Below are 11,230 nucleotides of genomic sequence, written 5' to 3'. Positions count from 1 at the left end.
GCGCGGCGAGGCAAGGCCCGCCGGTGCGGCGTGCTTCGCTGAAAAGTCGCTGAGAAAACGGGCAAGCCGGACACTGAATGCAGGGCCCGGACGTTGGACCGGGTGAGTGGAACCGTCCCCGGAACGTGGCGAGGTGTGCGATGAGCCTGATCGGAGCGCTGGTCGGGTGGGTGCTGACCCTGTTCATCCTGGTGCTGGTGGTCCGCATGGTGCTGGACTGGACCCGGCTGGTGACCACCGGACCGGCGTGGCTGGGACAGGCGCGGCAGTTCAGCCACCGGGTCACCGAACCGGTGATCGCCCCGGTCCGCCGGGTGTTACGCCCGGTACGGGCCGGCGGAGTGGCCATCGACCTGGCGTTCACGGTGGTGTTCTTCGGCGCGGTGATCGTGCGCTCGATCTTTTTCGCACTCTGAGCCGGGCCTCCGCCTGGCATTGGGGGCCGGCCTGACGGAGTGCCTTCTCGGTGAGGCCTGCGACAACCGCGTGGGGCGGTTCCGGCCTTGCCGCCTGGGGGGTGAGCGAGGTCGAGGTGCTCGCGCGATCGATGGGCCCGCACCGAGGTGCGGGGGCTGCGGGCGCAGTCTCAGTTCCGCACTGCATGGCATTCGGAGGCTCGATCGGGCGCCGGGTGCGCTGTCTCGGGCGTGCGGTGTCCCGAGGTGATCGCGTGATCGATCAACCCGCGCGCAGATGCCGGGCCTGCGGAGCGTGGTCTCATGCCAACACCGCGCGCCACTCGACCGGACACAGTCAACGCACTCGCCGTGACGCAGCGCCCCAAAGGCGATCGCACGATCAATCAACCCGCACCCAACCGTCGAGGCCGCAGCGCGCGGTCCCATGCCAACACCGCGCACCACTCGAAGCTCGACCGGGCACCCTGCGCACTGTCGCGGGGGCACGGCGTCCACAGGTGATCGCGATCCGACCACCCCGCAACCAGATACCGGAAGCTGCGGGCTGTCGTTTCCGCACGGCGCGGCACTCGAAGCTCGACCGGGCGCCGTGAACGCTCTCGCGGTGGTGCGGCGTCCGGGATGCCGGGCTTGTCCCGCTTCGTGGTACGGCTTCGCGGTTGCGTGGTGAACAAACGATAGTCGCGGGGTGACCCACGTACTGCTGCCCCGGATCGCACCGCCCGAGCCCGAGCCCGGGGCGGGCTGCCTGCGGTACCGCGACGCAGTGGTCGCGCAGCTGACCGGGTACCGGCCGCTGCTGCTCGACCTCACGGTGCCGGACGGCTCCCCGCCGGAGACGGGCTGGCCGGTGGTCGTGTTCGTGCACAGCGAGACGTCCGCAGCGCGGCAGGGGCCGTTGGGCCGGTACCTCGGTGCACGGCTGCTGGAGGCCGGCTTCGCCATGGCGACCGTCCACTTCAGACACGGGCGCGAGGCCGGTTACCCGGCGCAGCTGCACGACGTGAAGGCGGCCGTCCGCTGGCTGCGCCACCACAGCCGGACCCTCGCACTGGATCCGGTCCGGCTCGCCGCCTGGGGCCACGGCGCGGGCGGCTACCTCGCGGTCCTGCTCGCGGTGACCGGCGGCCATCCCGAGCTGGAAGGCGAGGTCGGCGTGAGCGGCCCGGACAGCTCCGTGCAGGCGGCCGTGGCGTGGAGCCCGCCCTCGGACTTCACGCGGCTGCCCGCTCCCCCGCCCGGTTCACTGCACGCCGTGACCGGGGCCGACCCGCACACCTGGCTGTTCGGCACCTCCCCGACGAACGATCCGGCCCTGGCGGCCGCGACGAACCCGCTCACCCACCTCACCGAAACGGCCGCCCCGCTGCTGGTCACGCACGGCACCGCCGACGCGACGGTCCCGTTGGCCCACAGCGAATCCCTGGTAGCCGCCTACTGGCGCGCGGGCGCGGACGCCGACTTCCGCTGGCTCCCCGACACCGGCCACGCCTACGGCCACCCCGTCCGCAGCGAAATGACCACCACGGGAATCTCCTTCCTGCGCAAGCACTTCGGGTAAGGGTCTCGAATCCACACAGCGAGCATCCGTTACCGGACCCGCGATGCAGCCGGGTTCTCGTGTATCGGTCCTCGGGTTGGTTTTCGTGCGCTGACTCCCGCCGAGGCCTGGCGCGCTGCCTCCCGGCAGGTGCTGGTGCGCCGATTTCCGGCGGTTTCCGAGGTACTGTTCTCGGGCAGGTTCTCGTGTGTGGGTCCTTCGTACGCGGTTGTCGGGTCCGTGATCGCGGCCCGCCGGTTGTGGTGTGCCAGTCGTCTTGACGGTTTCCGCCGCGCGGGTCGTCGGTCACCGGTCGTGGTGCACTGGGCTGGCGGTGCACTGGGCTGGCGACAGTTCAGGCCGACAGTGGGCGGTGCTGACAGTGCGCAGTGCTATTAGGCGCGGTGCCGGCAGCGTCGTGATTCCGCGACATCGGCAGCGCCGGGACTCCGCGGCACCGGCAGCGCCGGGACACCGCGCCGCCAGGACACCGCAGCGCCAGGACACCGCGCCGCCAGGACACCGCAGCGCCAGGACACCGCGCCGCCAGGACACCGCAGCGCCAGGACTCCCCGCCGCCGGAGCGCCGCCGGAACTCCGCGCCGCCGGGTCGCCGCGCGGTCACGATCCCGTGCCGAAATCGACCTCCTCTGTGGTCACCGTGCCGGCGGTGCGGCCCGGGGCGGTGTGGAAACGCCAGTACAGGTTCGTGTGCGCGATGACCTGCGGCGGGGGTGGGGCGCCCCATTCGGTGAGGTCCTCGGTGGTGTGCGCGTCACTCACCAGGGTGGCGTCGTAGCCGCGGGCCAGTGCGCCGTGCAGGGTCGAGCGGATGCAGACGTCCGTCTGGGCTCCGCTCACCACCAGGCGGCCCACGCCCAGTCCGGCGAGCACCTGCTCCAGCGTGGTGTCCTCGAACGAATCCGGGAAACTCTTCTCCACCAGCGGCTCGGTCTCCGCCCGGGTCAGCTCGGGAACGTACTGCCAGCCGTCGCTGCCCCTGGCCATGCCCTCGTCCGAGTGCTGGATCCACACCACGGGCACCCCGGCCCGCCGGGCCTTCGTCACGAGCACACCGACGTTCGCCACCACGGTGCCCGCCTCGTGCGACACCGCCATGACGCCTTTCTGCACGTCCACGACCAGCAACGCGGTGTTCGGACGGTCTTCCAGCGTGGTCATCACGCCTCCCCTCGGTCAGGTGGCGTTCACGCTAGCCGGGACCTCCGACAAAAACGACGCGTCAGACGGCCGCGACGTTCTGCTGTTCGGACTCGGCGCGATAGTAGGTGATCTTCATCCGGATGTGTTCCTGGTGCCCGTGCAGCCGTTCGATCTGCTCGGTCACGCGCTTCTCGTGCTCGCGCAGCACCTCGAGCCGCTGTGCCGCGGTGTGCTCGCCGTCGCGCAGCAGCCCGACGAAACGCAGCATCTCGGCGATGGGCATGTCGGTGTCGCGCAGGCACCGCAACAGCTGCAGGAACCGCAGGTCCTCCTCGGTGAAGCGACGGCGGCCACCGGCGGTGCGGCCCACCTCGTGCAGCAGCCCGATGCGCTCGTAGTAGCGGATGGTGTCGATGCTGAATCCGGTCCGGGCGGTGACCTCGGCCGGCGAATAGGAATCCACCCACCCAGAGTCGCACCTGGAGCACGCTCCAGGTCAAGCACCGGGTTCGCCGGGATTGACCCGGAGCGGACTCCGGGTGCTTCACTCGCAGGCATGACGGACTTGAGTGAACTGCGGCCACTGGGCCGTTCCGGTCTGCTGGTCTCGCCGATCGCACTGGGGGCGATGACCTTCGGCACGGCCGGGCTGTGTTCCGGCGACGAGGCCTCGCGCGCGGTGTTCCGCGACTATCTGGCGGCCGGGGGCAACTTCGTCGACACCGCGAACAACTACAGCGACGGACGCAGCGAGGAGCTGGTCGGCGAGTTCCTGCGTGAGCTGCCCGACCGCGACCGCGTCGTGCTGGCCACGAAGTACTCCGGCCCGCGCGTCGCCGAGGGCGGCCGGGAGGTCCCCGACCTCGCCAACCGCAGCAACGGGCGCAAGAACATGATCGCGTCGCTGGAGCGTTCGCTGCGACGGCTCCGGGTGGACCACGTCGACCTGTATTGGCTGCACGTCTGGGACGGTTTCACCCCGGCCGAGGAGGTCGTCGCGGCGTTCGACGAGCTGGTGCGCGCGGGCAAGGTGCGCGCGGTCGGGCTGAGCGACGTCCCGGCGTGGTACGCGACCAAGGCGGCCATGCTCGGCGGCCCGCCGATCACCTCGCTGCAGCTGGAGTACTCGCTCGTCGAACGGGCCATCGAGAACGAGTTCGTCCCGCTGGCCGGGGAGTTCGGCATCGCGGTGCAGCCGTGGAGCCCGCTGGCCGGCGGATTCCTCACCGGCAAGTACAGCCGGACCGGCGCGGCCGAGGGCCGGCTCGCCGGAGCCGAGCACTCCGCGCACCGCTGGGCCGTGCTCGACGTGCTCCGTGAGCTGGCCGGGGAAAACGGTGCCACGCCGGCCCAGCTCGCACTGCACTGGGTCCTGCGCCGGCCGGGCGTCGTGAGCCCGATCGTGGGCGCCCGGTCGACGGAGCAGCTGCGTGACACGCTCGGCGCGCTGGCCCTGGACGTGCCGCAGGACCTCGTGGACCGGCTCACCGAGGGCAGCCGGACCGAGCTGCCCTTTCCGTACCACGTCTTCGAGCGGCTGCGGCCCTTCCGCTGATCAGGAAAGGGAGTCCAGGAACGGCCGGTGTGCGTCCTGGAACGCCCAGCCGGAGAAGTGGTCCCAGTTGATCGACCAGGTCATCAGGCCGGCCAGACCGGGGATCGGCCCGCCGCGCAGGGTGTAGCTTCCGCAGCCGGTGCCCTTGGCCAGGCAGGTCAGCGCGGTCTGGACGTCGGCGGGCGGGGTGTAGCCGTTGCCCGCCTCGCCGGTCGCCGGAACGCCGAAGCCGATCTGGTCGTCGCGCAGCGCGGGGAACGTCTGCCCGGTGTCGGCGACGGTGAAGCCGGCCTTGAGCATGTCGGTCATCGCGATGTGGAAGTCGGCGCCGCCCATCGTGTGGTACTGCTCGTCGAGGCCCATCACCGGGCCGGAGTTGTAGTCCTGGACGTGCAGCACGGTCAGCGCGTCACGCAGTGCGTAGATCACCGGCAGGTACGCGCCGGTGCGCGCGTCGCCGCCACCGGAGCCGCCGTAGAACTGGTGGCCGACCTGGACGAAGAACGTCTCCGGCGCCATCGTGAGCACGAACTTGTCGCCGTAGCGGGACTTCAGCGACTGGAGCGCGGAGATGAGGTTGACCACGACCGGCGTGGTCGGCTTGTGGAAGTCGGTGTCGCCGGAGTCCAGCGACAGCGAATGCCCTTCGAAGTCGACGTCCAGACCGTCCAGGCCGTACTTGTCGATGATCGCCGAGACGGAACTGACGAACGCGTCACGCGCGGCGGTCGTGGTGAGCTGGACCTGCCCGTTCGCGCCGCCGATCGAGATCAGCACCTTTTTGCCCTGCGCCTGCTTGGCCCGGATCGCGGCGATGAAGTCGGCGTCGCTCTCCACCCCGGCGCACTCCTCGGCGGGGCACCGGTTGAACTGGACCTCGCCGGACGTCGGCGAGGTCGGCTCGGCGAACGCGAGATCGATGATGTCCCAGGCATCCGGGACGTCGGCGAGCTTCACGTAACCGGACCCGTTCGCGAAACTCGCGTGCAGGTAACCGATCAGGGAATGCTTGGGCAACGCGGCCGAGGCGGCACCTGCGGTTCCGGGACCGGCGAGGAACCCGCCGGTCACCATCGCCAGCACGGCCATCAGCACACACAGTCGGGAACGCCTCATCGCGACCTCCGGTGTCGGCAGGGAGGGCTCCTATTGTCTGGACCACTGGAGGATTTGTCCAGACCACTTCCGTAGGGTCGTCATGCGGCGGGGTTCGCGGGCGACGGCTCACCTGCACACACAACCCCGACTCACCCCCGAGGAAGACGACGACGCCCGCGTACGCAAGCCCGTCCTGGGCTGTGACCGCGGCGGCCGGGTGTGCGCAGGTCCGCCGTCAGCCGACCGGGCCTTCGGCCGGGGTGACGGTGACGTCGTGCTGCCCGCCGGCGTCGTCCAGCACGGTCAGGGTCAGGTTGTCGCCCGGATGATGCTGGTCCATCAGCGTGGTGAGGGTCGTGGCCGAGTCCACTGGCTTGCCGTCCAGCGCCGTGATCACATCGCCCGCGGCGAGGCCTGCCGTCCCGGCGGGGCCGCCGGCCACCAGGTCCTGGATGGCCGCACCCTGGCCGGACGATGGGATCTGCCCCTGCCCCTGCTCACCCTGTCCCTGGCCGCCCGGGCCCTGCTCGTTCGGGGCTCGCCCGCCGCCGGCGTCGGAGACGGTCACGCCGAGGAACGCGCTCTTTCCGATGTGGACGGTGTCGGACGCGGTACCGCCGACGATCTGGTGGGCGATCGTGACCGCCTGGTTGATCGGGATCGCGAATCCCTGCTGGCTGCCGGAACCGTTCCGGCCGCCCTGGCTCTCGCCCGGCATGCCCTGCCCCGGACCGCCTTCACCGAGACCGCCCTGCCCCTGTCCGAAACCCCCGTCACCCTGGCCAAGGCCCCCGTCACCCTGGCCAAGGCCACCCTGACCGGGACCGCCCTGGCCGTTGAACTGGTAGCCCGCCGAAGCGGCGGTGTCGACGCCGATCACTTCGCCGTCCGCGTTGGCGAGCGGGCCACCGGAATCGCCGGACTGGATGTTCGCGTCGACCTGGATCAGGCCGGTCAGCTTCTCCGACGAACCGCTGGATTCGTCGGACGCGGTGATCGACTGGTTCAGCGCCCGGACCCGGCCCGGCGCCACAGCCGGTTCACCGCCCGTGCCGCCGGCGTTGCCGATGCCCACGACCGCGTCGCCGGACGCGACCTTCGACGAATCTCCGATCTTCTCGGTGGCCAGGCCGGAGGCACCGGCGAGTTTGAGCACCGCGACGTCGTGACTGCGGTCGTAGCCGAGCACGGACGCGGTGTACGTGCGGCCGTCGCCGATGTCGGTGACCTGGATGCTGGTCGCACCTTCGACGACGTGATTGTTGGTGAGCACCTCGCCGTCCCCGGTGAGTACGATTCCCGTCCCGGCCGCGGCCGCGCCCTGGTAACCGAGTTCGGTGTTCACGTCGACGATGCCCGGATCCACCTTGTCCGCGATCGCCTTCGGGTCGATCGCCGTGTTCGAGGCTCCCCCGGGCGTGCCCAAGGAGCCGAGGTCCCGGTCCGACGCCACGTCGTGCGGCTGCCACACGTAGTGCCCGACGCCGAGCCCCACCGCGACGGACAACCCGATCGTGCCCACGGCGATCGCGGCGGCCCGCACCGGATGGCTGCGCTTCGGCCGCGGAGCCTGCTGAGCCCAGTACGGTTCCCACACCGGATAGCCCGGCTGCGCCGCCGGATGGGCAGCGGCCCCCGGGTACGCGGGACCAGGCTGCCCCGCCGCCGGATACGACGAACCCGGCCCGGCACCCGCCTGACCCACGCCCGGGTGAGCGCCGGCCGGCCCGGGATACCCGTTCCCCGGAGCCGAGGCCCCGGCCGGCGGAGGACCGGGCGGGGCCACCCACGGACGACCCAGCACGTTGTACCCGCCCGAGGCGGGGTGACCGTGCGGATCACGGCCCGGGGTCGGTTCCTGCTCGCTCATCTGCCGCTCCAGCGTCGCTCGTGGCCTTCGCCCGTTCAGGACACACCACGTACCTGAGAGTTTCCTGGTCGTGGTCCAAGCGAAACCTGTGGAGCCACCGGGGAAACCGGGCGAACACCGGCAAACCAGGCGTACCCGGCAGGGTCAGTGGCTGGTGATACGCCAGCCCCGCGCCCGTTCGTGGTCCGCCCACAACGCGGCGTAGCGGCCGCCGGCCGCCAGCAGGTCGCGATGCTTGCCCTCCTCCACGACGCGGCCACCGTCGAGCACCGCGATCCGGTCGGCGTGCGTGACGGTGGACAGCCGGTGCGCGATCACCAGCAGGGTGCGTCCGTGGGCCAGTTCCCCGAGTGCCTGGTGGATCGCGACCTCGTTTTCGGCGTCCAGTGCGGACGTCGCCTCGTCCAGCAGCACGATCGGGGTGTCCTTCAGCAGAGTGCGCGCGATGGCGACCCGCTGCCGTTCGCCGCCGGACAGCAGGCGGCCGCCCTCCCCGACGCGGGAGCGCCAGCCGTCCGGAAGCCGCTGCGCGATCGGCTCCACGCGCGCCCGTCGCGCCGCTTCGAGCACCTGCTCGCGGGTCGCGTCCGGGCGGCCGAGCCGGATGTTGTCCTCGATCGTGCCGTCGAACAAGTGGACGTCCTGGAACACCAGGGAAACCGTATCCATGAGATCCACAGTGGACAGTTGCCGCACGTCGCGGCCGCCGACGAGGACGGTGCCCGCCTCGGCGTCGAAGAACCGCGCGACGAGTTTCGTCACGGTCGTCTTGCCGGCTCCGGACGGCCCCACCAGCGCGGTGACCGACCCGGCCGGGACCCGCAGCGAGAACCCGTCGAGTACCGGGCTGCCGTGGTAGCCGAACCGGGCATCCCGCAGTTCCACCGAGGCGTCGGCGACCCGAGCCGGTTCGTCGGGTTCGGGTAACGGCGGCACCCGAAGCACCGAGTCGATGCGTTCCAGGGCGGCGCGGCAGGCGCGTACCGAGTTCGCCACCGCCGCGACGACCGCGAACGGCTGCAGGAAATGCAATCCCAGCACCATGATTGCGACGATCCGCGCGGCAGGTACCGCGGCGCCGGTCGCCAGCAGGAGCCCGACGACGACCACCGTGGTGAAGGCGAGCTGGATCGCCAGCTGCCCCAGGTTTTCCCCCGGCATCGCACCCAGCACGGCACGTCGCGCGGCGCGGTGCTGCCCCTCCAGTGCGTCGTCCAGCAGCTGACGGCCACCCCGCGACCGGCCGTTGGCACGCAGCACCGGTTGCGCACCGGCGAACTCGACCAGCCGGGCGCCGGCCTCGGCTTCCGCGGCGTGGTGCGCTGCCTCGGTACGCGCGGTGAGCCGGCCGGCGATCACGAACACCAGCACCACCACCGGAACGGTGACCAGCACCGCGAGCGCGACCCGCCAGTCCGCCACGAGCAGAAAGACGAAAATGGTGGCCGGGGTGAGCACCACGCCGACGAGCGCCTGCACCAGGGAGACCGTGCGCACCGCGGTCCCGATCCCGGTGCCGAGGATCTGCTGCAGCTGCGCGGTGCGGGCGCCGGTGAACCACCCCAGCGGCAGCCGGGCCACGTGCGTGCCCAGCCGCTCGTACAGCGTCCGCCGCCACGCCGAAGTCAGCTCGAGCGCCCGGCTTTCCTTGTCGTAATGGGCGAACCAGCCGACCACCACCGCCGCGGCCAGCGGCAGCAGCCACCACGCGGCCGCCGCCGTCCGGCCACCCAGCAGCTCGGTCAGCAGCGGCACGAGAAGGCCGAACGCTGCGCCCTCGGCCAGTGAATAGACCACTGTGGACACGAAGAACCGCACGAACAGCCGCCGGTGCGGACGGCCGATGAGGCGCAGCAGCACGCCGATCATTGCGCACCTCCATGCTGGGCACGCCACATCCGGGCATAGCGGCCGTCGAGTGCCAGCAGCTCTTCGTGCCGGCCCTGTTCGGCCACCCGGCCCTCGTCGAGCACCAGAATCCGGTCGGCTTCGGCGATCGTGCGCAACCGGTGCGCGATCACCAGCACCGTACGGCCTCCGGCGAGCGCGGCGAGCCCGTCCTGCACCGCGGCCTCGGACTCCGGATCCGCGAACGCGGTGGCCTCGTCCAGCACGAGGACCGGCGTGTCCGCGAGCAAGGTACGCGCGATGCTCACCCGCTGGGCCTCGCCACCGGACAGCAGCGCGTCCTCCCCTGCCACCGAGTCATAGCCACGGGGAAGCGCGAGGATCCGCTCGTGGATCGCCGCGGCTTTCGCGGCGGCGACGACGGCTCCGTCCCCGGCTTCCGGGTCGGCCAGCGCGATGTTGTCGCGGATCGAGGTCCGCAACAGGGTCACGTCCTGGAAGAGGAACCCCACGTGCCGGTACAGTTCGGCGCGCGTCAGGCGGCGGAGGTCGTGCCCGCCCAGGCGGATCGACCCACCGGTGACGTCGTGGAACCGGGCGAGCAGCAGTCCGAGCGTCGACTTCCCGGCGCCGGACGGCCCGACGAGCGCGGTGACGGTGCCCGGTTCGAGCACCGCGCTCACGCCGTGCAGCACTTCCTGACCGCCGGGGTATCCGAACCGCACTCCGTCGAGTTCCACGGCAAGCGGGCCCGGCGGCAGCGTCTCCGGGTGCTCGGCCACCGCTTCGGCAGGTTCGGCCAGCAGCGCGCCGACCCGCTCCGCCGCGGAGCTCGCGGTGCGGCGCTGGTCCCGCGCCGAGTAGATCGGGGTGAGCAGCTCGAACAACCCCAGCCCCAGCAGCGCGAAAGCGACCACGTCGACCGGCTGCGTCCAGCCGGCGGCGGTGAATCCGACACCGCACCCGGTGACCAGCAACAGGATCGTGGCCGGCGCGACGGTCGCCCGGGTCAGGCTGCGTTGCACCAGGAATCCGCGCTGCGCCTCGTCGTTCGCCCGGACGAGCTCGTCGGCGGCGGCGCCGAACCGGCGTGGCACCCCGGCCCCGCCGAAAGCCTTCACCACCGCGATCCCCTGCACCAGCTCCACCGAGGCCGCGGTCAGCTCCACACTGGCCGCGGAAATCCGCCGCACGGGTTCCTCGGCACCGCGCGCCAGCCTCATCCGGACAGCCTGCGCCGCGGCCACGAGGGCCACCGTGAGCAGCGCGAGCCGCCACTCCGTCGCGAACAGGTAGCCGACGATCACCACCGGGCCGGTCACCGCGGCGGCCAGTTCACCGCGGGCGTGCGCGACGGCGTGGTGCAGCGCGGACACGTCGTCCTGCACAGTGGTCCGGACCTTCGCGGAAACTCCGCCGGCGAACCAGCTCAGCGGCAGCAACGCCAGATGCCCGGCGAGCCGGCGGCGCAGCAGGATCGCCAGCTCCGCGTCCGCGAGGTGGCCGACGAGCCCGGCGGCAAGGTGGAGCACGACGCGCAGGGCGAGCAAGCCGACCGCGAGCCAGGCGATCGGCCACCCCTCGTCAGCCCGTCCGGCCAGCAGCCGCCGGCCGATTTCGACGACCGCCACCATGGGGACCACGGACAACGCCGCGGCCAGCCCCTGGCACACCGCGGCGGCGGTGATCCGGCCACGGACCGGACGTTCCAGCTCGGAGACAGCGGACACGCCGCC

At 71.5% G+C, this 11,230-nt stretch carries 9 protein-coding genes; 3 read left to right on the top strand and 6 right to left on the bottom strand.

Annotated elements, in window-relative coordinates; all coding sequences use genetic code 11:
* Positions 1-140 precede the first annotated feature (140 nt).
* Together BJY18_RS02845 and BJY18_RS02840 are read left to right on the top strand one after the other, a co-directional pair.
* Entirely contained in the window at positions 141-416 is a 276-nt protein-coding gene (locus BJY18_RS02845) for a YggT family protein (protein WP_184777414.1), read from the top strand.
* Between the two features lie 691 nt (positions 417-1,107).
* On the top strand, positions 1,108-1,980 hold the full coding sequence (locus BJY18_RS02840; protein ID WP_184777412.1) for a prolyl oligopeptidase family serine peptidase: 873 nt from the start codon (positions 1,108-1,110) through the stop codon (positions 1,978-1,980).
* Between the two features lie 600 nt (positions 1,981-2,580).
* On the opposite strand, the gene BJY18_RS02835 is transcribed toward BJY18_RS02840, so the two are convergent.
* Together BJY18_RS02835 and BJY18_RS02830 are read right to left on the bottom strand one after the other, a co-directional pair.
* Positions 2,581-3,141 carry a cysteine hydrolase family protein gene (locus BJY18_RS02835; protein WP_184777411.1) on the bottom strand — a complete coding sequence of 187 codons (561 nt, stop codon included), beginning with the start codon at positions 3,139-3,141 and terminating at the stop codon, positions 2,581-2,583.
* Between the two features lie 61 nt (positions 3,142-3,202).
* On the bottom strand, positions 3,203-3,586 hold the full coding sequence (locus BJY18_RS02830) for a MerR family transcriptional regulator (protein WP_184777410.1): 384 nt from the start codon (positions 3,584-3,586) through the stop codon (positions 3,203-3,205).
* 93 nt (positions 3,587-3,679) lie between these two features.
* Here BJY18_RS02830 and BJY18_RS02825 point away from each other — a divergent pair, with 93 nt between their 5' ends.
* Positions 3,680-4,678, top strand: coding sequence for an aldo/keto reductase (locus BJY18_RS02825; RefSeq protein WP_184777408.1), 999 nt, complete (start codon positions 3,680-3,682; stop codon positions 4,676-4,678).
* Here the strand turns inward: BJY18_RS02825 and BJY18_RS02820 are convergent, their stop codons facing one another.
* From BJY18_RS02820 to BJY18_RS02805, 4 genes are all read right to left on the bottom strand, one after another.
* Entirely contained in the window at positions 4,679-5,794 is a 1,116-nt protein-coding gene (locus BJY18_RS02820) for a chitinase (protein ID WP_184777406.1), read from the bottom strand. It abuts the gene before it with no gap.
* 217 nt (positions 5,795-6,011) lie between these two features.
* Entirely contained in the window at positions 6,012-7,646 is a 1,635-nt protein-coding gene (locus BJY18_RS02815) for a S1C family serine protease (protein ID WP_221457524.1), read from the bottom strand.
* Positions 7,647-7,790: 144 nt separating this feature from the next.
* Positions 7,791-9,515 (bottom strand): ABC transporter ATP-binding protein, encoded by a 1,725-nt coding sequence (locus BJY18_RS02810; RefSeq protein ID WP_184777405.1) that lies wholly within the window; start codon positions 9,513-9,515, stop codon positions 7,791-7,793.
* Entirely contained in the window at positions 9,512-11,224 is a 1,713-nt protein-coding gene (locus tag BJY18_RS02805) for an ABC transporter ATP-binding protein (protein WP_221457523.1), read from the bottom strand. Before BJY18_RS02805 ends, BJY18_RS02810 begins: the two co-directional genes overlap by 4 nt.
* Between the last annotated feature and the right edge of the window lie 6 nt (positions 11,225-11,230).

Origin of the sequence: Amycolatopsis jiangsuensis (assembly GCF_014204865.1) — a bacterium.
GTDB classification, from domain to species: Bacteria; Actinomycetota; Actinomycetes; order Mycobacteriales; family Pseudonocardiaceae; genus Amycolatopsis; species Amycolatopsis jiangsuensis.
The sequence above is the reverse complement of the archived record's forward strand: the minus strand, read 5'-3'. Positions and strand labels throughout refer to the sequence as shown.

Coding starts and splice junctions, on each gene's coding strand:
- BJY18_RS02845 (WP_184777414.1), top strand. CDS start 141: ATGAGCCTGATCGGAGCGCTGGTCGGGTGGGTGCTGACCCTGTTCATC.
- BJY18_RS02835 (WP_184777411.1), bottom strand. CDS start 3,141: ATGACCACGCTGGAAGACCGTCCGAACACCGCGTTGCTGGTCGTGGAC.
- BJY18_RS02825 (WP_184777408.1), top strand. CDS start 3,680: ATGACGGACTTGAGTGAACTGCGGCCACTGGGCCGTTCCGGTCTGCTG.
- BJY18_RS02820 (WP_184777406.1), bottom strand. CDS start 5,794: ATGAGGCGTTCCCGACTGTGTGTGCTGATGGCCGTGCTGGCGATGGTG.
- BJY18_RS02815 (WP_221457524.1), bottom strand. CDS start 7,646: ATGAGCGAGCAGGAACCGACCCCGGGCCGTGATCCGCACGGTCACCCC.
- BJY18_RS02810 (WP_184777405.1), bottom strand. CDS start 9,515: ATGATCGGCGTGCTGCTGCGCCTCATCGGCCGTCCGCACCGGCGGCTG.